This window comes from Nitratifractor salsuginis DSM 16511, assembly GCF_000186245.1.
In the GTDB taxonomy this organism is placed as follows: domain Bacteria; phylum Campylobacterota; class Campylobacteria; order Campylobacterales; family Sulfurovaceae; genus Nitratifractor; species Nitratifractor salsuginis.
On record NC_014935.1, the window covers coordinates 1,242,098 to 1,264,809 of the forward strand.

Here is a 22,712-nt window from a genome sequence, read left to right on the forward strand (position 1 = left end):
GAAAGGATCGGCGATGAATGTTCAGCAAAAGGTAACGGTGATCACACTGCTTCTGGGCGCTTGGCTTTTCGCCGCCTGCCCACCCTATTACGACTCCGTCCCCAAACACTCACCCGACTTCCGATATCAAAAAGGGGGCTGGGAGTTAAAGGTCTGGTATATGCAGAAAGGAACCCGAAGCGAAGGGAAATTCGGGCTCCTGACCCATAACGGTCAGGAAGTCTGCCCCCGCAGAGACGGGGATCTGATCGACACGCCCCTGGGGCGGCTCCACTTCAACGGCCACGGCCCGATCTGGAGTTTCCGGGGATGGAACTTTGCCAACGGCAGCAAAAACCCGCCCCCCAGCTGGCTTCTGGGCCGCAAAAACCTCACCGTCACCCCCGCGGACAACCGTTCCAAAAGTGCCCCGCCGAAAGAGAACGCCCAAAAACTCTGGAAAGACTTCCAAAAAAAAGACGATAGCAACCAATCTTGAGGGTCTCAAAAAACGTCGCAAACCGATTCATCACTTCAAAGGCGACAAAGCCCTCTACCCACTACCCACTATTCTCTACCCACTCCCTTCCCCAGATCGACGATCCAGGCCCCGGGAATCTTCCCGGCGATGAGATAACCGGCCAGATCGAACCAGCGCACCCCGCTGTCGAGGATCGCCGCGTCGGCGGTGACGACGATCCCATCACAGTGCTTCAGAAGGCTATCCACTCGATCCACCGCTCGTGCCTCCGCTTTGACACCCAGCTCCTCGGCGATACTTCGCACCAGGGCCGCCAGGCGGCCGCTGTTGGAGACGGGACGGTCGAAATACCAGAGGCTCTCCTTCACCCCCAGCTCCTGCAGTGTCTCCAGGCTCAGGCGGATCGCCTCTTCCGTCTCCGCCCTCAGGGCATAATTGCCATGCACCGCCGCCAGATCCCTTATCCGGCCGTCCACTCCCCGGATCAGCACCCCGCCCCCCAAGGCGGTCTCCAGCGTGATGAGGAGGTTGAATCCGTCGATGCAGACCCTAGAGCCTTTGAGCTCCTCCGGTGCCACCTGGCCCGGCCGATCGCTTCGGTCCCAGCTGGCGTGGCTCAGGGCCAGGCGCTCTCTGGCATTGAGCTGATAGCGGTTGCCCACGAGCTCCGACGCCGCTTTGGCCGAATAACCCCGGCGCAGCAGCCAGCTCAAATCCGCCACCGCCTCCCGCAGGCGTTTCAGCCGGGATGCGTCACGAAAGAGTACATCCTCCGGCGCCGGCCCCCGATGCTTTCTCATCCAGCCTCCATACTCAACAATCCAAAATCCAAAATCCAAAATTTATCATCTTCATTCCTTCCTCCCCCGGATCACTACAAAGGCCCCCTCCCCGTAACCGGGTTTCACCCCGCCTTCCATCTCATCCAGCCGAGGGCCGAAGAGGGTCTGCACCGCCTTGAGCTCCGAAAAGCCCGCCCGGCGCAAAAGCTCCGCCACCTCATCGGCACTGAAAAAGGTTGCCGGCGCGTAAAAACGGCTCTCATTCCGGTGCTTCAGATAGAATCGCCCCAGGGGAGTATCCCGGTCCACGAAGCCCACGATCACCCATCCACCGGGACGCAGAATCCGGTGAATCTCTTTGAGAGCTTTCAGAGGATCGTCCACGAAGCAGATCGTCGTCACCATCAGGACAAAATCGACACTCTCATCGGGCAGTGGAATCTCCTCGGCGGTACCGGGGGTCACTTCCAGCCCCTTCTTGCCGGCAAGCGCCGCCATCCTTGGTGATGGCTCGATCCCAAATTTTATCCCCAACGGCAGGGCAAAACGCCCCGTCCCGATCCCAATCTCCACCCCTTTCTCAAAGGGAGGCAAAAGCTCCCGGATCGCCTCGATCTCCCAGCGATAGAGATCGGGATGCTTCTCAAACCACTCCTCGTAAGCTTCGGTATGCTCCTCAAAAGGCCCGATCTTCGCCATTATCGCCTCACTCCTCGGTTACTCATTACTCCGTTACTCGGTTATTCCGCTATTTCCGGAGCCGCCACCTTCTCCCCCATCAAAGCATAGTTGGGCCCGATCCTGGCAACCAAGCCGCTACAGTCGAGATAGAGACGCTCGGGATCTTTCACGCACCCTTCGGCAAGGTACTGCGCTTCGATCTGCAGGATCAGCGGGCGGGTCTTGCTACCGGGGAGGTCCACCTCCTGCAAAAGTGTGCAGGCAAAGGCGACGGGAGCCTCTTTGACCGCCGGGGGGAATCCTTCGAAACGCTTTTCCATTTCGATCCCAAAGTGCTCGGCTTCGCTCTCATCGTGAGCCAGGGCCTTGGAGCTGAAGTGCATCGGTTCCAGCAGCTCCGGTGAAACCAAGCAGAGGGTGCAGCGGCCGTGCTTGCGGATGTTGGCTAGGGTATCCTTGGGCGTACCGTCGGGACGATGCCCCACGGAGACTACCAGACTCGGCGGCTCTGAAGAGAGGGGTGTGAAGTAGCTGAAAGGCGCCACATTGAGCACCCCCTCATCTTCGGTCACGATCCAGGCGATAGGCCGGGGCACAACCGACTGGGCCATCAGCTTGTAGCGATCAGAGGCACTGATCTTTTGATAATCGATTGTCATAAGACTCCTTTGTCAAGCGTTGAGAGATATTCTAACCTATCGCACGGGTCAAAATGCTATGATAGATCAAGGAGTCATAATGGAAAAGATCAGTGAACTGCTCAAGGTCGATCTCAGCGACCCTATCAACCTCATCCCCCTGATTCTGATCGCAACGATCGTCATCTATGCCATCGCCATCTTCGCCGACCAACCGCCGGAATAACCTTTTATAACCGAGTAACCGAGTAACGGAGTAATGAGCAACCGAGTAACCGAATAGCTGAAAATTTCCTCAACCCTCAACGCTCAGCACTCAACACTCATTTCTCCCTCACATACATAATCGAATTGTTATTCTCGAACTTGCTCTCCAGGAACGGGATGTTGCGCAGCAGGGCTCCCAGTTTTTCATAGCCGTAGTTGACGGGGCTGAAGGCGGAGTTGTTGCTCAGGTACTGCCCCAGGTCCGAGACATTGACCCAACCATTCTCTCCGGCGGTCTTGCGCAGGCCGGTCAGGAGCAGATCGATAAACTCCTCATCCTCCAGCACCCGGTCGATTTTACTCTCGGCTTCGCTGGGGCTCTTTTTGGTAATGCGCTTCTTCTTGACTACCTCTTCGGTGCGGCTCTTGGACTTCTTCTCCTCTCTTTCCAGGTTCTCGGTGTAGATGAATTGGCTGCAGGAGTTGATAAAGGCTTTGGGTGTCTTTTTTTCCCCAAACCCGTAGACGGTCAAGCCGTTGGACATCAGGCGCTGGGCCAAGGGGGTAAAGTCGCTGTCGGAAGTAACCAGGGCGAAGCCGTCGAGATCCTTGGTGTACATAATATCCATCGCGTCGATCACCATCGCGATATCGGTGGCATTCTTCCCCTTGGTATAGTCGAACTGCTGGATCGGTTTGATCGAATGTTCCAGCAGACGCTCCATCCAGGGTGCCAACTGCTGGCTGTTCCAGTTGCCGTAGGCTTGCCGCACGATCACTTCGCCGTATTTGGAAAGCTCTTTGAGTATCCCCTTGATGGCATAGGGGGAAGCGTTGTCGCAGTCGATCAGCATTGCGATATGTTTTTTCTTCTCTTGCATCTTTGGTAAAACCTTTTTGATTATTGAAATAGAATTTTTCTCTTATTGTAGCGACATCCCGGATCGGAGAAGCCGACCCAAGTAGCATAATGCCCTGCTCTCGTTCCCACGCCGTGCGTGGGAATGCCTATGTAAGCTTGACGCCATATGAAAACTGTACCACTGTCTCCCGTATGGATTCCCACGTTGAACGTGGGAACCAGAAAAAAATCATATAATCTCCCTCAACACTCAACGCTCAGCTCTCAACTCTATTTTCCATCTTCCATCTTCAATCCTCCATCCACTTCCTATGCGCTATAATCCCCCTATTACTTTCCCCTCAGGAACAGCCGATGCAAATGCAAATCTTCGATTCCGTCAAAAAAGCCAAAGTCCCCTTCGAACCGATCCGTCCCGGCGAAGCCTCTATCTACGTCTGCGGCCCCACCGTCTACGACGAAGCCCACCTGGGCCACGCCCGCAGCGCCCTGAGCTTCGACCTGCTCTCGAGAACCCTGCGGTCCCTGGGCTACAAAGTAACCCTGGCCAAGAACTTCACCGACATCGACGACAAGATCATCAAAAAGATCAACGAAACGGGCCAAAGCCTCCAAGAGCTCACCGACTACTACATCCAACGCTACCTGGAAGAGATGGCGGCTCTGGGCGTACGCCGGGCCGACATCGAACCCAAAGCCACTGAATCGCTCGACGCCATTCAGGCGATGGTAGAAGGGCTCATCGAAAAGGGCTGCGCCTACCGCACCGAGAGCGGGGATGTCTACTTCGATACGTGCAAAGACGAGCACTACGGCGAGATCTCCCATATGCTGGGCGACGAGGAAGAGGCCCGCAGCCGCCTCTGCGAAATCAAGACCGGAGAAAAGCGCCACCCCAGGGACTTCGCCCTCTGGAAAGCCTGCTCCGGAGAGGGGGATGTCTGCTTCGACACCGAGCTGGGCAGCGGACGCCCCGGCTGGCATATCGAATGTTCGGCGATGATCGAGAAGCACTTCCAGGGCAACGGAGAGTACACCATCGACATCCACGGCGGCGGCGCCGACCTTCTTTTCCCCCACCACGAAAACGAAGCGGCCCAGACCCGCTGCGCCACGGGCCACGAGATCGCCAAATACTGGATGCACAACGGCTTCGTCCAGATCGACGGGGAAAAAATGTCCAAGAGCCTGGGCAACAGCTTTTTCCTCAAAGACGCCCTGGCGATCTATCCGGGAGAGCTCCTGCGCTTCTACCTCATCGGCGTTCATTACCGCAACGACTTCAACTTCAACGAAGTGGACCTCCAGGCAGCCAAAAAACGCCTGGACAAACTCTACCGTCTCAAAAAACGCCTCACTCCCGGCAAGGTCGGGGAAGCGGAAGCGGGCTTCGTCCAGGCGCTCAAAGAAGCGATGGCCGACGACCTGAACACTTCCAAAGCCCTGGCCATCGTGGACGAGATGGTCTCCGCCGCCAACGAAGCCCTCGACGCCAACCCCAGGGACAAAGTCCTCAAACGCACCCTGCTGGGCAACATCGCCTTCATCGACGAGCTGCTGGGCTTCGGAGGCTCCGACCCCTACGCCTGGTTCCAGCACGGGGTCAGTGAGGAGGAGCGCCAGGAGATCGAAGCGAAGATCGCCGAACGCGACGCGGCCAAAAAGGCCAAAGACTTCTCCAAAGCCGACACCATCCGGGATGAGCTTAAAGAGAAGGGGATCGCCCTGATGGATACCCCCGAGGGGACCAAGTGGGAGAAACTCTAAAAAGGAGTCAAGAATGGCGATAAGAGAAGCGATCCTGGGCGGAGGCTGTTTCTGGTGTCTCGATGCGGCTTTCCGGCAAGTCGACGGGGTAGTGGATGTGATCAGCGGCTACGCCAACGGCCACGTTGCAAACCCTACCTACAAAGAAGTCTGCACCGACACCACCGGCCACGCCGAAGTGGTCAAAGTACTCTACGACGATAGCAAGATCAGCTACCGGGACCTGCTGAAGATCTTCTACGCCATCCACGACCCCACCACCCTCAACCGCCAGGGAGCCGATTTCGGCAGTCAATACCGTTCCACCATCCTCTACCAAAACGAAGAAGAGAGAAAGATCGCCGAGGAAGTGACCGCCGAGGTGCAAAAAGGGCTGGAGCGAAAGATCGTCACCAGGATCGAGCCCCTCAAAAACTTCTACCCCGCCGAAGAGTATCACCAAAACTACTTCGCCAAAAACCCCCATCATGGCTACTGCCAAGTGGTCGTTGCCCCCAAGGTCCTCAAAGTACGTGAAAAATTCCCGGAGAAGGTCAAGCACTAAAGACTGTGCAATGAACCAGCAGATGCGACTTTAGTCGCATTGGTAAAGAAGGATGATGCTTTGATTTTAGCGACTGAAGTCGCTACCCCTAAGAGTAAACGAGGATAAGAAGCAGCATATCATCTTTACTCTCCCGAAAAGCTCACCTATCCCCCAAAGGATTATCACTCCGCTCTTTCTTTTTCCGCCGCTCAAAAGCAGCATTGGAGGGCGTATCGCTCACGCTAAACAGCCTATGTCCATAGAGTACACACCCCTTGCACCCCGGATCGCAGGGGTGCGACAGGAGCCGGCACCAGTCGGCGATCCCCTCGTGCGTCGTCTGATGTTGGCATCCCCATCCACTCGCCATCTTCGCCTCCTACTCGTAGCGTATTTCAAAACCGTCGTAGAGGAGATCGTCCTCGTCGAGGACTTCCACGGTAATATCCTCCACCTCACTCATAGGCGACCCTTCTTTGAGGGTTTGCAGCACCGCATCGAGCTGATCCTCACTGAGCCGCGCCACCACCTCCACCGTCCCATCGGGCAGATTGCGCACATAGCCCTGGATCCCCAGCGCCCTGAGCTTCTGGGCGACGAACTTGCGGTAAAAGACCCCCTGCACTCTTCCGTGAACGATAAAGCGATAACTCTCCACCTTTACCTCCGTTCTCTCCATTGAATCTCAAAGTGTTTTGATTATACATCAGTTTTGAAATCTTTGACCAGTCTTAAATGGCCTTTTGCCGGCCGATCAAATTTACGCATTGACAAAAACAGGGCAATGTATTAATATACCATCTATATAGGGAAGGAGAATCATATGGCACAATCATATGGCAAACAGACAGAAAAGGTAACATTCAATATCTCGGTTGAACTCAAAGAGAGGTTGCTTGCCTTGAAAAATGAGCTTCATGTTTCACTCTCAAGTCTCTATAACGAGGCCATAACCAAGTATCTCCGGGAAAAAGAGTTGGAAAAGTGGGAAAAAGGCGTCTCGATGGCTTTGAAAGATTCGGAATATAAAGCGCTAAACAAAGAGCTGGGTGCAGATGGAGGATCACTGCATGAGTATTGAGGCCAAGCAGGGGGAAGTGTGGATGGTTCGTTTCTACCCTCAAGTCGGTAGCGATATATCCAAACTGCGTCCGGCCATCATTATCAGTCACGATACAATCGGTCGTCTCCCGCTTAAAACCATCGTTCCCGTCACCGATTGGAAGCCCTCATATGAGCACTACCCCTGGATGATTCCAATCACTCCAAGTTCCACCAACGGCCTCTCAAAGCCCTCAGCAATCGATTGCTTTCAGATTAAAAATTTCTCGGATGATCGTTTTGTAGAAAAGATCGGGGTTATAGAGCTCACTCTACTTCAGAAGATTCATCAAACGGTTATGAAAACTTTGGATCCTCTTTTTTGAAGTCTTTTCGCTTTTCAAGATTTGGATAGTAACCGATTCCCATATTTCTTCCTTCAAGGATGTTATCAGTTATCACCTGACCCCTCTATCTTTATGAAAACGAGGGATTTCAACCATCTCCGATGGAGACACTATTATTAAGTAAACTCTCTTTTTCTTTTTGAAAAAAATGACCTTTTCCGAAAAAATTGTTTTCTTGGTGACCTATAGTATTTTCCATCTTCATCAAGGCTAATCTCCCCTGATGCTCTCAAATACTCCAGTCTATCAAAAATTGTTTCTCGAGTAGAATAGTCATATGGATAATTGATATAGCTGTTATTTTTTATTATATGTATGAATTCATCATAGCTTAAATGGTTGTTTTTTTTAATAAGATTTACTCTCAAAATCTCATCAAATAATTTTGCGGTAGCATCATATGCCTTACACATAATCTTCCTCCTTTACTAAAATTACACTATAGCCTTCTTCAGACATAAAATTGAATATCTCAATCTGTTCAACAATACTTAAACCATTAATTATATCTTTTACTTTTTCCACTTGGGTCATGATTATATCTTCTCCTCTTTCTGAAGTCACATCGATTTCTTTTCGTACTAAAAAACGTTTTAAAGTCTCAACTTTTCTCATAGCTTGCATTAGTGTATTTTTAATGTTTTCACTATCTATTCGTGCATTGACAAATTCAATAGATTCATCTAACAAATAATACACTAAAGATGTACTATTATAAAAACTGACAAAATGCAACCCAAGCTCTATTAAAAGTTGTTTCTTTAATTCCTCAACTTTTTCATGATCCTCGTTAGTGAAAAATAATATTTTCATATTTTCTAAAAATCTATTCTTAAGTCTTTCATCTACCGTTGATACCTCTTCGAAGTCTCTTATACTATCACTATATTCAATTTTAATATTATCTTTCACATTTGGAGTGCCGAGTTTGAAATCACGGATAGTGTATAATAGTCTTTTATTTCCTGATAATTTAGAATTTATTTTATGAACAATTCCTTTAATACTTTCATCATCTTCCTTTAAATTATTTACAGATACATAAGTATAAAAAAAATCGTCTATAAAATCATCGTTTTTAACATCAAAATAATTTCTCATTAATGAAAAAAAATCATCTTTGAATAATTCTTTATTATCCCATATAGTAATAAAGTTTTCTTCATCATCTAAAACATCTTTTAGACAATCCAATAAATAGTTTTCAATATCATTTCTTCTTGTATTTTTTTCTTCTAATTCATATCTAAAGTGTTTCAATAATCTTAAAAGCCAATTTTCTTCGAATTGATTTATTAAAGCCATTTTTACCATATCCAAAATATTATTATTCAAAACATATTCTAGTACATTAAAAAGTCCTGTAATATTATCTTCAAGAAGATATGTAATACGCGAACCAGCTTTATCGGTAGAGTCATTTTGCTGAACAAGATAGTCTTTTATCAGATATATCAATATATCTTCCAATAACATATTTGTTCTAATTACTTTGTGATGGAAAATAATTTCATTATAAGATTCATATCTTGAAACAAAAAAGTTCTCAATAGTAGAAAGAACAAAGTTTGGGAATAATAAATTAAAATTATTATCAAATTTTATATTATTAATTATCCTATTTTGATCAAAAGCCAATATTTTCAACCCGCTATGCAATACATCTCTTTGAACATAATCAATACGATCTGCATCAATGGCTCCATCAACTATTTGATGCAATTTTTTAAATTTAAACTCTTCTATAACCTTTTCTTGAAAAATCATAGAGACTAATTCTCTTATAATATAAATAATAATTTTTTCTTCTATCTCTATGCAATCATCAAGTATCTCATCAAAAATCAATAAACCAAGCTTTTCTCCAAGAAACTCATGAATAGGTATTTTTTTATTATTTTTATTATTTTCAATAAGTGATTTCAGTAATTCATAATAATAATTCTGTTTCTCTGTTAAATCACTATTCCTATCTAAATCAATTAAGTCTCCATATATCTCTTTTAAAACGTTTTCAAATAAATGGCTAAACGGCATGTGCCCAACATCATGTAGCAACCCTACAATTCGTATAGACTCCAGAAGAATTTGATAGAGAAACAACTTCCTGTCATCCGAATATTTAAATATACTTAATGTTTCATTTAAAATATATGAATTGTTACTTTTATAAAAATATTCACAGTTTATAGGTTTTGTATTTTCGACACAAAAACCTGTTAGCTCTTTTTTAAAATTATCAGATCCTGTTTTTAACTCTTGAATAATTCTAGAGTCCAATATATGATTGTTTATAATAGTTTCTACCTTTTGGAGCAGAGTGTTAATAGTTTCTACATCAGTATTTTTAACAATATTACAAAACATGACACCTGCTACATGCATTGTACCAACACTGTGAGAATATCGACTATGTTTCAAAGAAGGGAAAGAAAAATAAGAAGTTGATGTCTGCATAATATATTGCAAACGATTAAAAAGACCCGAGTTGATCACCCTGCTCTCTAATGGCGTTAATATAATATCAGTATGTATGGGATCATGTTTGATTCTCATATTTTTATTATAATATACTATTCTTAATAAACATCATTGGTAGATCTCTCTCTGAATAATCGAAAGAAACAAGTATAAAGAAACACATTATAAGGGTTAGCTGAACGTGCCTGCCCTCATGTATTGTAAATATCGTAGTGGTTCCCACGTTTAACGTGGGAACCAGCAAGGAGAAAAGATACGCAGTAGAGAAGAAGCCCTCTCTTAGAGCTTCGGCCCCGCCGAAGAGTAATCGAACTCACTCCCCCGGTCGTTGTAGCGGTTGAAGTTCTCGATGAACATCGCCGCCAGTTTGCGTAGCTGCTCGTCGTAAGCCTCTTTGTCTTCCCAGGTGTTGCGGGGATTGAGGACGGCGTTGTCGGCAACGCCTTCGAGGGCTTTGGGGATCTGGAGGTCGAAGACCGGCAGGGTTTCGAACTCGGCTTCGTTGATGGAGCCGTTGAGGATGCCGTTGATGCAGGCGCGGGTGTCTTTGATGCTCATCCGCTTACCCACGCCGTAGGGGCCGCCGGTCCAGCCGGTGTTGACCAGATAGACATTGACATCGTGCTCGTCGATCTTTTTACCCAGGAGCTCGGCATAGACCGTGGGATGCAGGGGGAGGAAGGCTTCGCCGAAGCAGGCGCTGAAGGTGGCTACCGGCTCGGTGATTCCCCGCTCGGTTCCGGCGACTTTGGCGGTGTAGCCGCTCAGGAAGTAGTACATCGCCTGCTCTTTGGTCAGTTTGCTCACCGGAGGAAGCACACCGAAAGCGTCGGCGGTGAGGAAGATGATGTTTTTGGGATGGCCGCCCATCAGAGTGCACTCGTGGTTCTCGATGTGCTCGATGGGATAGCTGACCCGGGTGTTCTCCGTCTTGGAGTCGTCGGAGTAGTCCACGTGGCCCTGCTCGTCGGCGACGACGTTTTCGAGCAGCGCGCCGGGGCGGATGGCGTTGTAGATCTCGGGCTCGCTGTTGGGGTCGAGGTTGATGACCTTGGCGTAGCAGCCCCCTTCGAAGTTGAAGACGCCCTCATCGTCCCAGCCGTGCTCGTCGTCACCGATCAGGCGGCGGTTGGGGTCAGTGGAAAGCGTAGTCTTTCCGGTACCGGAGAGGCCGAAGAAGAGGCAGACGTCATCGTCTTTGCCGATGTTGGCAGAGCAGTGCATGGAGAGCTTGCCCTCCAAGGGGAGCCAATAGTTCATCATCGTGAAAATCCCCTTCTTGATCTCTCCGCCGTACCAGGTACCGCCGATGATCGCTTCGTTCTGCTCGATATTGAAGGCGACGTAGACTTCGGAGTTGAGGCCCTGCTCTTTGAATTTGGGGTTGGTGGCTTTGCAGGCGTTGTAGAGCACGAAGTCGGGCTCGAAATTTTTTAGCTCCTCTTCGCTGGGCATGATGAACATATTTTCGATGAAGTGGGCCTGCCAGGCGATCTCGGTGACGAAGCGGATCGCCTTGCGGCTGCTCGGGCTGGCCCCGGCGTAGGCGTCGATGATGTAGAGATCTTTGCCCGAGAGTTGCTTCATCGTAATCTCACGAAGCTCCTGGTAAATCTCGGGAGTCAGAGGCTGGTTGATGGACCCCCAGGCGATATGCTCGTTGGAGGGGGGCTGCTCGACAAAGTATTTGTCTTTGGGACTGCGGCCGGTAAAGATCCCGGTATCGACCATAGCCGTACCGTTGTCGGTAAAGGCACACTCCCCTTTGACCTTTTCGTCTTCGGCGAGTTTCGCGTAATCAGGGTTGTAGATCACTTTCCCGATATTCTCGATGTCGAGCTTGTCCAATCCGTTGGGTTGCATGATAATTTTTATCTCCTCTGCAGATGATGTGCAATTATGCCGTATCTTAATTGAAGATCGACAACAGTACGCCGGCGGCCACAGCCGAACCGATCACTCCGGCCACATTGGGCCCCATGGCATGCATCAGCAGCACGTTGCCGGGGCGGGCCTCGGCGCCGACTTTGCTGACGACCCTCGCCGCCATCGGCACGGCGGAGACCCCTGCCGCGCCGATGAGGGGGTTGATGGGTTCCTTGCTGAAGTAGTTCATCAGCTTGGCCAACAAAACTCCCGCTGCAGTTCCCACCGCGAAGGCGACCAGCCCGATGACGAGAATACCCATCGTATCCAGGACCAGGAACTTGTCTGCCTGGAGCTTGGACCCCACACCCAGGCCCAGAAAGATGGTCGTGATGTTGATGAGGGAGTTTTGCATCTCGTGGCTGAGACGATCGACGACCCCCGACTCTTTGGCGAAGTTGCCGAAGGCGAAGGCACCGATCAGCGGGGTGGACTCCGGAAGCAGCATCGCCGAGAGCATCACGATCAGCAGCGGAAAGATCAGTTTTTCCCGTTTGTTCACTTTGCGCAATCTCGGCATCACGATCCGCCGTTCCTCTTCGGTCGTCAGCGCCTTCATAATCGGCGGCTGGATCACCGGGACCAGCGCCATATAGGAGTAGGCCGCCACGGCGATGGCTCCCAGCAGCTCCGGAGAGAGCGCCGAAGCGATGAAGATCGACGTCGGCCCGTCCGCCCCGCCGATAATCGAGATGGAGGCGCACTGTTTGAGGGTAAAATCGACCAGGCCCGTATATTGGGAGAGGGCCGCCGCCCCCACCAGCGAACCGAAGATACCGAACTGGGCCGCTCCGCCCAGCAGGGCCGTCTTCGGGTTGGAGAGCAAAGGGCCGAAATCGGTCATCGCCCCAACCCCCATAAAGATGATCAGCGGGAAAAATTCGTTGGCGATCCCCATATTGTAGATGATGCCCAGAAAGTTATCAGGCGCCGTCATATTGACCACGGGAATGTTGGCCAGCAGGCCGCCAAAGCCGATGGGAAGCAGCAGCAGCGGCTCGAACTTTTTGACGATCGCCAGATAGAAGAGGACGAATACGACCAGAAACATAATGATCCGCCCCCAACTCTGGGCGAAACGGCTCATCGCCTCCCCCTGGCCGTTTTTGGCTCCCTCTTTGGGCTTGACCAGGGCGTAGATGCCGGTGGTCTTGAAAAAATCTTTCAGCAGCTGAGTCAGGGGTTTGGAGACGTGGGTCTCTTTGACGGCCAGCTCCCGGGCGGGAGCCTGGGAGAGTTCCGAGGCGGCGGCGGGCTGAGCGGAAGAGCCCGAAGCCCAAACCTGCATCGTCCCCAGCAGGATCAAAAACGGAAAGATGAGATGTCGGATCATCGTCATGCCAGCGTCGCCAGGAGACGCCCCTCCTCGATCTGTTCGTTGGGTTCCACATCGATGGTGGCGACGGTCCCCTGCATGGGCGCGGCCACTTCGATCTCCATCTTCATCGCCTCCAGGATCATAATCGGCTCCCCCTCGTCGACATGATCGCCGGGTTTTTTGAGGATCTTCCAGACGGTACCGGGAGTTTGGGCCTCCACTTCGATCGTCCCTTTGCCGCCGGTGGGAGTCGCCGGCTTGGCCTCCGGGCTCTCTTTGGCGGAAGCGGAGGATTCCCCGGCCGGCTGGACCGTGATCTCCCCTTCCCCTTCGCTCACCTGCACACTGTACTTCTTGCCGTCGACGATTACGGTGTAATTCCCTGCCATCTCTGCTCCCTCGCTTTGCTTCGTTTCGTTTTGGGCACCCTTGCGCACCATCAGCGGCGATTCCCCTTTGAGGTAGGCGATCCCCTTCTTGTCACAGGCCGCCGCGATGAAAATATTCTCCTCCGTCGCTTCGATCCCCTCGGCCTGGAGCACCGCTTTCCAGTAGGCGATGGATTTCTTTTCGTCCCGGTCGGCGATATCCAGGGGATTCTCCTCGGTCGGTTCCAGATGGAGCTGCTCTCGGGCCAGCTCCACGATCTCGGGATCGGGAGGCATCGGGGTGCGGCCGAAATAGCCCAGCACCATCTTGCCGTATCCGGGGGCAATCTTCTTCCAGGGGCCGAACATCACGTTGGCGTAAGCCTGCTGCCAATAGAATTGACTCACCGGCGTCACCGAAGTGCCGTAGCCCCCCTTCTCCACCACCTCGGTCATCCCTTCGATCACTTCGTCGAATTTGTCGAGGTTGCCGCTGTCGCGCATCATCTGGGTATTGGCAGTGAGGGCACCTCCGGGCATCGGGGCGAAAGGGATGATGGGATTGACCCGGGTCGCTTCGGGCGGGATGAAATAATCTTTCAGGCACTCCCGAAAGCGCTTTTCATAGCGCCGAACCTTGTTCAGATCGAGGCCGCCCAGATCGTAGTCGGTCCCTTTGAGGGCATGCATCAGGGTCAGGATGTCGGGCTGGGAAGTTCCGCCGCTCACGGGTGCCGCCGCCAGGTCGATACCGTTGGCGCCCCCCTCCAGAGCCGCCAGGTAGCCGGCGACACTCACTCCGGCCGTTTCGTGGGTATGGAGGCGGATATGGGTATCTTCTCCCAGAAGCTGCCGTGCCATCCGGATCGTCTCGTAGACTTTATGGGGGTTGGAAGTGCCGCTGGCGTCTTTGAAGGCCACACTGTCGAAGACCAGGTCACTCTCGAGAATCTCCCGGAGCACCTTTTCGTAGAAGGCTACATCGTGCGCTCCCTTGCAGCCCGGCGGCAGATCCATCATCGTCACCACCACTTCGTGGGCCATGCCGTGCTTTTTGACGCAGGCGCCGCTGTATTGGAGGTTCTGCACATCGTTCAGGGCGTCGAAGTTGCGCACGGTCGTGGTCCCGTGCTTGGCGAAGAGTTTGGCGAAGAGGTCAATCATCTCCCGGCTGCCGGTATCGAGCATCACCGTATTGATTCCCCGAGCGAGGATCTGGAGATTGACATTGGGGCCCACCATCTCCCGGAAACGGTCCATCATTTCGAAGGCGTCTTCCCGGAGATAGAAGTAGAGGGTTTGGAAACGCGCACCCCCGCCGAACTCGAAGTGGGTGATCCCCGCTTCCAGAGCCGCTTCCACCGCGGGGAAGAAGTCTTCCATCAGCACCCGCCCGCCGAAGACCGACTGAAAGCCGTCCCGGAAACTGGTATCCATCACATCGATATACTTTTTCGCCATGATCAAGCCTTTCCGGCACGGGCTTTGCGGTATTCAGCCACCGCCGCGACGATCGCCGCGACCCGGGCCCCCTCTTCATCGTCCGCTTTGAGCGCCGGAGCAGCCTTCTGTCTTGAAGATTTTTCCGGGAAAAAGCGTTCGATGATCCAAGCCTGGAGGCGCATCAAAAGCACTAGGATATAGAGAAAGACAAAGACGATCCCCATCCCCAGTATCATAAACTTGATACTCTCCTCGACGAGATGGACTTCCATCCCCTCTCCTTTGCGTTGGCGATGGGTTATTGTAGGATAGATTAACCTTTATGACTCTTAAGGAATCTCTTTAGCGTCTTCTTTTTCGCTTTTTGCCGCTTTTGCTCTGGCGCTGGGTTGCTTCGAACTCCCCGAGCAGCGCTTCGAGCTCCTCTTCGTCATAGCCGATCCGATCGCTCTCGTCGAACTCTTCGGTCTCCAGGATATAGCTGATCGCTTTTTTGATAAAGGTACTCTGGTCCATATCGGACATTTTGGCCAGGACCTGGTCCACCATCGGGTGCAGCGCGGTCTCCTGAAGCTTTTGGCTGAGCATCTCGATCTGCTCGTCGCCGATGCTGCCGCTTCCGGCTACCTGGAGGGTCGCCAGCTTCATGTCGGCTCCTACCTCTTTGCGGATGCGCTGAAGCTCCCGGAACTCTTCCGTCGAAGCCAGGGTGATGGCCCGGCCCCGCTTGCCCGCCCGGCCCGTCCGGCCGATGCGGTGGACATAGCTCTGGGGATCGAAGGGGATATGGTAGTTGAAGACGTGGGTGACGTTTTTGATATCCAGTCCCCGGGCCGCGACGTCGGTGGCGATGAGGATCCGGGTCTCTCCCCGCCGGAAGGATTTGACGATGGCATCCCGCTCCATCTGGTCGATATCGCCGTGCAGCCCCGCCGCGTTGAAGCCCAGGGCTTTGAGTTCTTCGGCCAGGCGGTCCACCTCCCGCTTCATCCGGCAGAAGATCAGGGCTTTGTCGTAATTCTCCGTCTCCAGCAGCCGGACGATCGCTTCGTCGCGCTGATTTTCATTGATGACATAGTAATACTGCTCGATATCGACGTTTTTGGTGGTCTCTTCCCCGACGACGGAGATGAACTCCGGCTCATAGAGCAGCGTATCGGCGAGCTCTTTGATGGGATCGGGCATCGTCGCCGAGAAAAGCAGCGTCTGGCGGTTTTGGGGGATGTATTCGAAGATCTCCCGCACATCGTCGAGAAAGCCCATATCGAGCATCTCGTCCGCCTCGTCCAAAACCACCACTTCGGGGTTAAAGACATCGATTTTGCCCTTCTGGTAGAGGTCTTTGAGCCGTCCCGGGGTTGCCACGACGATCTGCACGCCCCGGTGGATCAGAGCGATCTGCCGACCGTAGCCTACGCCGCCATAGACCGCCAGAGTCCGGATCCCGGCGAAGCGCCCCAAATGGTAAAGCTCATCGCTGACCTGGGTCGCCAACTCCCGCGTGGGGGTGATTACCAAAGCCCGCTCGATCTCTCCCCGGGCGATCCGGTCGAGGATCGGCAGACCGAAGGCTGCGGTCTTTCCGGTCCCGGTGTGGGCCTGACCCACCAGATCACGCCCCTCCAGGATGATGGGGATCGCCTCTTTCTGGATCGGGCTGGGCTCTTTGAAGCCGGCGATGCGGACTCCCTTGGCCACCTCCGGGTGCAAGTCAAAATCTTTAAATGTCATATACATTCCTTTCTCGTTCAGGGGCAGATCCCCTCTTTCGTTCAAAAGCAGACTTCACGAAGTGATTCCATTCTTTTGAACCTCCTCAATCCCTCTAAAGAGACTGAAGAAATCCAAAGTCATAGACCATTAACGGCATTAAATAGAAATTTCTAGTAACTAGTTACTAGTTTCCTAGTTACTAGTTACTAGTTTCTCAATTCTCCATCTTCCATCCTCAATCCTCAATCCTCCATCCACTAAAAGTACCAAAGCAAAAAGGCCCCGAAGAGTATCCGGTAGATGCCGAAGGGAACGAAGGTAAATCGGGAGAGAAAGGCCAGGAAGAGTTTGATGGTGATCCAGGCGACCGCAAAGGCGGTGACGAATCCCGCCAGATAGACCCCCCAATCAGCCTGGGCGAACTCGTGATAGTGTTTGAGCAGATCGAAACCGCTCACCGCCGCCATCACCGGGATCGCCAGCAAAAAGGAGAACTCCGCCGAAGCTTTGCGGTCAAGCCCCGCAAGCAGCCCGCCGATGATCGTCGCTCCCGCCCGGGAGGTGCCGGGGATCAGGGCGAAGACCTGGGCGATGCCGATGGCCAGCGCCTGGCGGTAGCTGACTTTTTCCACATCCCGCACCCGGTGGGGATACTCCTCGTCGTAGAAATACTCCACGATCAAAAAGATCACCCCGCCGATGATGAACATCCAGGCCACCACTTCCACACTGAAGAGCGCTTTGATCTGGTGTCGGAAGATGAAGCCCACGATCCCCAGAGGTAAAAAGGCCAGGATCAACTTCTTCCACAATTCGAGATGGCGCAAACTCAGCTTTTCGCGATAGACCAGCATCACCGCCAGGATCGCGGCGAACTGGATAATGACGTCAAAAGCCTTGGTCAAATCGCTCTGAGCCACCCCCAGAAACTTCTCCGCCACGATCATATGCCCCGTAGAAGAGATAGGTAGAAACTCGGTAAAGCCCTCGATGATTCCGATGATAATTGATTGGAAATAGTCCATTTTACTCTCTAATTTGTGTTAAGTGCTACGTGCTACGTGTTAAGTTTTCACTTTCCGATCGCAAGTCGCTAGCACGGGGCTACGCCCCTCACGTCGCAGGATTTTTATGTAGGATATTTTCTCAATCCAAAATCTTCCCGCGTTCCTCACTCCTCACTCCTCGTTCCTCATTCGAGGCAGAGCCTCGCTAAATCATCCTCGCGAAGTATCCCTCTTCCTTGGCCATCAACTCTTCGGGTCTCCCCTGGTCGGCCAGGTGCCCGTCTTCAAGGACGAAGACGTACTCCGCCTTTTCGATGGTGCTGAGGCGGTGGGCGATGGTGATGACGGTTTTGGGAGCCAGATAAGCCTGCAGCGCTTCAAAAAGCTTCGCTTCGGTGTGCACATCCAGTGCGGACGTGGATTCATCGAAGATGACCACCTCCGGGTCGAGCAGAATCATTCGGGCAATGGCTACCCGCTGACGCTGACCGCCGCTGAGTCGCACTCCGTCGCGTCCGACCATCGTGTCGAGCCCCGCTTCCAGGGTCTCGATCAGATCCTCCAGCTGGGCGATCCGGATCGCCTCGGCGATCTTCTCTTCGGGCACGTCCCTGCCCAGCGTGAGGTTAAACCGCATTGTATCATTAAAGAGCTTGGGGTGCTGAAGGATCACATGCACGTGCTCCCGGATCGTCGGCAGGGCGATCCGGTCGTGGGGGACCTCGTCATAGAGGATCCTCCCCTCCTCCACCGGGTAGAAACCGACGATCAGGTTGGCCAGGGTCGTCTTGCCGCTGCCGCTGGGCCCTACGATGGCCACCTTGGTCCCGGCGGGGATCTCCATAGTAATATTTTTTAATATCTTTCGGCCTTTCCGATAAGAGAAGCCCAGGTTCTCGGTGCGGATGGCAACCGTCGTCTTCCCGCTGAAGGGATCGACCGGATCGGCGACCTCCGGCTCCCGTTCCATTTCGAAGATCGTATTGATCCGCTTGCAGGCGGCCCGGGCGGATGCCAGGGCGTATTGGAAATTGATCACATCCTGGGTGGGGGTCATCATGATCCACAGATAGCCGAAAACCGCCAGCATCAAGCCCACGCTCAGCCCGCCGTAGGCCACCGCCAGGATACTGACGGAGCGGAAGAGCTCATAACCGCTGAGGAAGATCAGGAAAGAGAGGCGCATTGCCCGGTCGCTCTTGTAACCGTACTCCACCGAACGGTCCCGAAGCCCCAGGGCTTCCCGGATGATCCGGGAGAAGAAATACTCCTCTTTATTCGCGGCGCGGATCTGATGAAAAAGCTCCAGAGTCTCCGTCAGCGCCGATTGAAATGCTTCCACCGCCCGGTTCTCCTCCCGCTTGAGCCGACCGACGTTTCGGGCCAGTTTGGCGGTAAAAAAGACCACCACCGGATTGGTCACCAGGATGAAAAGGGCCAGCTTCCAATCGATGATCAGAAGCACGACCGCGGTCAACACCAGGGTCAGCACGGAGATGACGAATTTGCTCACCGTGGTCCCGATAAAGGTATCGACGGTCGCGATATCGGTCACCAGCCGCGAAGCGATGGCTCCGGAAGAGCTGGTCTCGTACTCTTTGAGAGAGACGTGTTCCAGATGCCCGATGGCGGAGCGGCGCAGGCGGTAGGCCAGGTCCTTGGAAATCCCCAAAAAGGTTTTGACCTGATAGACATTCAGCAGGAAGCCGAGCCCCCGCAGGACGATCACCACCCCCAGGAAGAAGAAGACATACCCCTCCAAACTCATCGGATGGATATGGGTCGCCACCCAATGGGTCATTGTATCGCTCTTCTTGAGCAGAAGCTCATCTACGAGAATGGGGATGAAAAGGGGGATCATTACGGTAAGGAAGGTCGCCAAAACCGCCGCGATGTGGCCGCGGATCAATGCCGAACGGTACTCCAGCGCCCGGCGCAGCAATCCCTCGATCCGGCAGGAGCGCATGGTCACGAGGGGGAGTTGCCTTGGAGGCTGTCGACGATCTCCAGGACCCGACTCAAATCTTTCTCTTCGATGGTATGCGTCGCCGCCTCTTTGAGGATCGGCTTGGCGCAAAAGGCAATCCGGGTGGCGGCATGGGCGAACATACTCAGGTCGTTGGCCCCGTCACCCACCACGACCGTCTCTTCGACAGGAACCTCCAGGAGATTCTGCAGCCGCACGATCATGCGTCCCTTGGAGTCGCCGAACATCATTTCGCCCCCCACCTTGCCGGTGAGGATCCCTTCGTCATCGTGGAGATAATTGGCGAAATCGGCATCGAGACCCAGGACCTCCGCGGCGTGGTGGGTCGCCTGGCGGAAGCCTCCGGAGAAGCAGACCACTTTGTAGCCCCGCTTTTTGAGCCCCGAGACCGCCTCTTTGGCCCCGGGCATAAGCGGGAGGCCTTCGCAGATCTCTTTGACCCGAACGGCGGGCAGCCCCTCCAGCAGCGCCACTCGGGCCTGAAGGGATTTGAAGAAGTCCAGCTTCCCCGCCATCGCCTGCTCGGTAATGGCGGCGACCTCTTTCTCCAGCCCAAGCTCCGCCGCGAGAAAATCGATGGTTTCCCCATCCATCAGTGTCGAATCGAAATCGAATACGGCCAGTCTTTTCATCAGCTCTCTTTGCTCAAATTTGGTAGAATTATAGCCAAATCAACCCGCCCGGGAATGAAAGACGCCTATATGTTCGATACCTTCTGCCAGAACCTTCAGGGGACTTCTCCCTTCATCACCGTGGAGATCACACCGCCGCACGGCGCATCGATGGACCCCATTCTCGAAGCGATCGAAGCCTCGGGGCTTGTGCAAAAAAAAATCAGCGGCTTCTCCGTGACCGACAATCCCCTTGCCCGCCTCAAAATGTCAGCGATCCTCAGCGCCATCCGAGTCCAGCAGCGTTTCGGCAAGCCCGTCATCGCCACGATGAGTATGCGCGACCGCAACAAACTCTCCCTGCAATCCTCGCTGCTTGGGGCCAACGACTTCGATATCCGCCTGATTTTGGCCCTGACGGGTGACCCAGCCAAGTTCTCCGACCAACCCGAGGTCAAAGGGGTCCTGGAGCGTGACAGCACCCTGCTGCTGAGCATCATCTACCGCCTCAACAACGGCTACGACTACTCCGGCCAGGAGCTCGACCCCAAGCCCAGGCCCATCTACCCCTTCGCCGTGAGCAACGCCTATGCCAAAGATATGAAGCAGCTGATGAAACGGATGGTCAAAAAGCTCGACTACGGCGCCCGGGCCATCATCACCCAGCCTGTCTTCGACCTGGACAATGCCCGGGAACTCCTGGAGATCTTCGAAGAGGCCAAGGGCAAAAGCATCCGCGAAACGGCCAAAGAAGCCCGGCTGATCCTGGGACAGTTCCCCATCGTCCGGGCCCGCACTGCCACCTTCATCGACGACAAAGTCCCCGGCATCCACGTCCCCAAAAGGATCATCGACGAAATGAACTTGGCCGCTATGGACGGTGTGGAAAAAGAGCAGGAGGTTGGCTTCACCCTCTCCAAACGGATCTTCGACGAGATCATGGCCCTGCACCCCAAGGTCCACCTGATGACCCACAACCGTTTCGAGCTCTGTGCGAAGCTTATTGAGCGTTGAGCGAAACGCTCAGCTCTCAACACTCCCTTCTGCGTAATCTCGTTACACTTCAGCGATTTGCCATCCCTTTCCCGGAAGCGAATCCTCCATTCTAAAGCTCTTCAATGTAAGATACTGTATCACTATTTCACAATCACAGGAGATGCCATGAGCAACGATAAATTCAGAGAAGAATCCCTTCAGTACCATAAAGCACGTAACGAATTCGATACCAACGGGAAGATCGGCACCCTGATCACCAAACCCTGCGACACCGAAAAAGAGCTCTCTATGGCATACAGCCCCGGCGTCGCCTACCCCTGCCTCGAGATCGAGAAGGATGAAGAGGCAGCCTACGAATACACCAACAAAGGCAACCTGGTCGCCGTCATCAGTGACGGAACCGCAGTCCTGGGCCTGGGTGACATCGGCCATCTGGCGGGCAAGCCCGTCATGGAAGGGAAAGCCGTTCTCTTCAAAACCTTCGCCAACGTCGATGCCGTCGACATCGAGATCAATACCAAAGATACCGATGAGATCATCGAGACCGTCGCCCGCATCGCCGACAGCTTCGGTGGAGTCAACCTGGAAGACATCTCCGCTCCCCGCTGCTTCGAGATCGAAGCACGGCTCAAAGAGATCTGTAACGTCCCCGTCTTCCACGACGACCAGCACGGTACCGCCGTCATCACCACCGCCGGCCTCATCAATGTCCTGGAGATGACCGGCAAAAAACCCGAAGACCTCAAAGTGGTCGTCATCGGTGCCGGCGCCTCCGGAATCGCCTGTGCCCGTATGTACAAGCAGCTCGGCGTCAAAAACATCACGATGCTCGACTCCAAAGGAGTCATCCACAGCGGACGGACTGATTTGAACAAATACAAGCAGGAGTTCGCTTTCGACACACCCGACCGCACCCTCGAAGACGCGATGAAGGGCGCTGATATGGTGCTCGGCCTCTCCGGCCCCGACCTGATCAAACCCGAGTGGGTCAAAACAATGAGCAAAGAGAGCCCCATCATCTTCGCCTGCGCCAACCCCAACCCCGAGATCAAGCCCGAACTGGCCAAAGAGGCACGCCCCGATATTATCATCGGTACCGGCCGCAGCGACTACCCCAACCAGGTCAACAATGTCCTGGGCTTCCCCCAGATCTTCCGCGGAGCCCTCGACGTGCGTGCCACCCGCATCACCGAAAATATGAAGATGGCCGCCTCCAAAGCCCTGGCCGCCCTGGCCAAAGAGCCCGTGCCCGAGCACGTCAAAAAAGCCCAGGGGCGTGAAACGATGGAGTTTGGACCCGACTACATCATCCCCTCTCCCTTCGATCGCCGCGTTCTGGTCTATGTCGCCTCCGCCGTCGCCCAGGCTGCCGTCGAAGACGGGGTCGCCCGGGTCAAAGAGTTCGACCTCGACGCCTACAAAGCCAAGCTTCAGCGCCTCGCCGATCACCTCGACGGCAAAATCTAAGCTTCTCCTACCGGGCCTTCCGGG

Annotated in this window: 24 protein-coding genes; 8 read left to right on the forward strand and 16 right to left on the reverse strand. The window is 53.3% G+C overall.

What is annotated here, in order from left to right; translation table 11 throughout:
* Positions 1-13: 13 nt before the first annotated feature.
* The gene (locus NITSA_RS06290) at positions 14-478 is read left to right on the forward strand and encodes a hypothetical protein (protein WP_013554185.1); all 465 of its coding nucleotides are present in this window, start codon (positions 14-16) and stop codon (positions 476-478) included.
* A 68-nt stretch (positions 479-546) separates the two neighbouring features.
* Here the strand turns inward: NITSA_RS06290 and NITSA_RS06295 are convergent, their stop codons facing one another.
* The 3 genes from NITSA_RS06295 to NITSA_RS06305 are packed head-to-tail and all read right to left on the reverse strand — an operon-like array spanning position 547 to position 2,582.
* Positions 547-1,260 (reverse strand): DUF434 domain-containing protein, encoded by a 714-nt coding sequence (locus tag NITSA_RS06295; protein WP_013554186.1) that lies wholly within the window; start codon positions 1,258-1,260, stop codon positions 547-549.
* A gap of 51 nt (positions 1,261-1,311) precedes the next feature.
* Positions 1,312-1,941, reverse strand: a complete 630-nt coding sequence (locus tag NITSA_RS06300; protein WP_013554187.1) for a class I SAM-dependent methyltransferase — start codon at positions 1,939-1,941, stop codon at positions 1,312-1,314.
* Positions 1,942-1,982: 41 nt separating this feature from the next.
* Complete coding sequence (locus tag NITSA_RS06305) at positions 1,983-2,582, reverse strand: flavin reductase family protein (RefSeq protein WP_013554188.1); 600 nt, start codon at positions 2,580-2,582, stop codon at positions 1,983-1,985.
* 79 nt (positions 2,583-2,661) lie between these two features.
* Here NITSA_RS06305 and NITSA_RS11715 point away from each other — a divergent pair, with 79 nt between their 5' ends.
* Positions 2,662-2,787, forward strand: coding sequence for a hypothetical protein (locus NITSA_RS11715; RefSeq protein ID WP_013554189.1), 126 nt, complete (start codon positions 2,662-2,664; stop codon positions 2,785-2,787).
* Positions 2,788-2,884: 97 nt separating this feature from the next.
* Here NITSA_RS11715 and NITSA_RS06310 read toward each other — a convergent pair whose 3' ends face one another.
* Entirely contained in the window at positions 2,885-3,649 is a 765-nt protein-coding gene (locus tag NITSA_RS06310) for an NYN domain-containing protein (RefSeq protein ID WP_013554190.1), read from the reverse strand.
* A gap of 341 nt (positions 3,650-3,990) precedes the next feature.
* Between NITSA_RS06310 and cysS the strand changes: the two genes are divergently transcribed.
* Together cysS and msrA are read left to right on the forward strand one after the other, a co-directional pair.
* Positions 3,991-5,397 carry a cysteine--tRNA ligase gene (gene cysS / locus NITSA_RS06315; RefSeq protein ID WP_174254513.1) on the forward strand — a complete coding sequence of 469 codons (1,407 nt, stop codon included), beginning with the start codon at positions 3,991-3,993 and terminating at the stop codon, positions 5,395-5,397.
* 13 nt (positions 5,398-5,410) lie between these two features.
* On the forward strand, positions 5,411-5,941 hold the full coding sequence (msrA, locus tag NITSA_RS06320; RefSeq protein WP_013554192.1) for a peptide-methionine (S)-S-oxide reductase MsrA: 531 nt from the start codon (positions 5,411-5,413) through the stop codon (positions 5,939-5,941).
* A 142-nt stretch (positions 5,942-6,083) separates the two neighbouring features.
* Here msrA and NITSA_RS11110 read toward each other — a convergent pair whose 3' ends face one another.
* Together NITSA_RS11110 and NITSA_RS06325 are read right to left on the reverse strand one after the other, a co-directional pair.
* Entirely contained in the window at positions 6,084-6,293 is a 210-nt protein-coding gene (locus tag NITSA_RS11110; RefSeq protein WP_013554193.1) for a hypothetical protein, read from the reverse strand.
* Positions 6,294-6,302: 9 nt separating this feature from the next.
* Entirely contained in the window at positions 6,303-6,581 is a 279-nt protein-coding gene (locus tag NITSA_RS06325) for an acylphosphatase (RefSeq protein WP_148224950.1), read from the reverse strand.
* Between the two features lie 165 nt (positions 6,582-6,746).
* On the opposite strand from NITSA_RS06325, the gene NITSA_RS06330 reads away from it, so the two are divergent.
* Together NITSA_RS06330 and NITSA_RS06335 are read left to right on the forward strand one after the other, a co-directional pair.
* Positions 6,747-7,004, forward strand: a complete 258-nt coding sequence (locus tag NITSA_RS06330; protein ID WP_013554195.1) for a type II toxin-antitoxin system CcdA family antitoxin — start codon at positions 6,747-6,749, stop codon at positions 7,002-7,004.
* On the forward strand, positions 6,994-7,350 hold the full coding sequence (locus NITSA_RS06335; RefSeq protein ID WP_013554196.1) for a type II toxin-antitoxin system PemK/MazF family toxin: 357 nt from the start codon (positions 6,994-6,996) through the stop codon (positions 7,348-7,350). Before NITSA_RS06330 ends, NITSA_RS06335 begins: the two co-directional genes overlap by 11 nt.
* Before the next feature lie 137 nt (positions 7,351-7,487).
* Here NITSA_RS06335 and NITSA_RS06340 read toward each other — a convergent pair whose 3' ends face one another.
* From NITSA_RS06340 to serB, 10 genes are all read right to left on the reverse strand, one after another.
* The gene (locus NITSA_RS06340) at positions 7,488-7,784 is read right to left on the reverse strand and encodes a hypothetical protein (protein WP_042203814.1); all 297 of its coding nucleotides are present in this window, start codon (positions 7,782-7,784) and stop codon (positions 7,488-7,490) included.
* Positions 7,777-9,927, reverse strand: coding sequence for an HD domain-containing protein (locus NITSA_RS06345; RefSeq protein WP_013554197.1), 2,151 nt, complete (start codon positions 9,925-9,927; stop codon positions 7,777-7,779). The genes NITSA_RS06340 and NITSA_RS06345 overlap by 8 nt, the downstream gene beginning before the upstream one ends.
* Before the next feature lie 204 nt (positions 9,928-10,131).
* The gene (gene pckA, locus NITSA_RS06350; RefSeq protein WP_013554198.1) at positions 10,132-11,715 is read right to left on the reverse strand and encodes a phosphoenolpyruvate carboxykinase (ATP); all 1,584 of its coding nucleotides are present in this window, start codon (positions 11,713-11,715) and stop codon (positions 10,132-10,134) included.
* Between the two features lie 46 nt (positions 11,716-11,761).
* Positions 11,762-13,117 carry a sodium ion-translocating decarboxylase subunit beta gene (locus NITSA_RS06355; RefSeq protein WP_013554199.1) on the reverse strand — a complete coding sequence of 452 codons (1,356 nt, stop codon included), beginning with the start codon at positions 13,115-13,117 and terminating at the stop codon, positions 11,762-11,764.
* Positions 13,114-14,925 carry a biotin/lipoyl-containing protein gene (locus NITSA_RS06360; RefSeq protein WP_013554200.1) on the reverse strand — a complete coding sequence of 604 codons (1,812 nt, stop codon included), beginning with the start codon at positions 14,923-14,925 and terminating at the stop codon, positions 13,114-13,116. The genes NITSA_RS06355 and NITSA_RS06360 overlap by 4 nt, the downstream gene beginning before the upstream one ends.
* 2 nt (positions 14,926-14,927) lie before the next feature.
* On the reverse strand, positions 14,928-15,179 hold the full coding sequence (locus NITSA_RS06365; RefSeq protein WP_013554201.1) for an OadG family protein: 252 nt from the start codon (positions 15,177-15,179) through the stop codon (positions 14,928-14,930).
* A gap of 70 nt (positions 15,180-15,249) precedes the next feature.
* Entirely contained in the window at positions 15,250-16,638 is a 1,389-nt protein-coding gene (locus NITSA_RS06370) for a DEAD/DEAH box helicase (RefSeq protein ID WP_013554202.1), read from the reverse strand.
* A gap of 239 nt (positions 16,639-16,877) precedes the next feature.
* Complete coding sequence (locus NITSA_RS06375; protein ID WP_013554203.1) at positions 16,878-17,645, reverse strand: undecaprenyl-diphosphate phosphatase; 768 nt, start codon at positions 17,643-17,645, stop codon at positions 16,878-16,880.
* 187 nt (positions 17,646-17,832) lie between these two features.
* Entirely contained in the window at positions 17,833-19,593 is a 1,761-nt protein-coding gene (locus NITSA_RS06380) for an ABC transporter ATP-binding protein (RefSeq protein ID WP_042203819.1), read from the reverse strand.
* A 2-nt stretch (positions 19,594-19,595) separates the two neighbouring features.
* Positions 19,596-20,249 (reverse strand): phosphoserine phosphatase SerB, encoded by a 654-nt coding sequence (gene serB / locus NITSA_RS06385; RefSeq protein ID WP_281031946.1) that lies wholly within the window; start codon positions 20,247-20,249, stop codon positions 19,596-19,598.
* Positions 20,250-20,315: 66 nt separating this feature from the next.
* Here serB and NITSA_RS06390 point away from each other — a divergent pair, with 66 nt between their 5' ends.
* Positions 20,316-21,239 carry a methylenetetrahydrofolate reductase gene (locus tag NITSA_RS06390; RefSeq protein ID WP_013554206.1) on the forward strand — a complete coding sequence of 308 codons (924 nt, stop codon included), beginning with the start codon at positions 20,316-20,318 and terminating at the stop codon, positions 21,237-21,239.
* A 147-nt stretch (positions 21,240-21,386) separates the two neighbouring features.
* Positions 21,387-22,688 (forward strand): malic enzyme-like NAD(P)-binding protein, encoded by a 1,302-nt coding sequence (locus NITSA_RS06395; RefSeq protein ID WP_013554207.1) that lies wholly within the window; start codon positions 21,387-21,389, stop codon positions 22,686-22,688.
* Positions 22,689-22,712: the final 24 nt, after the last annotated feature.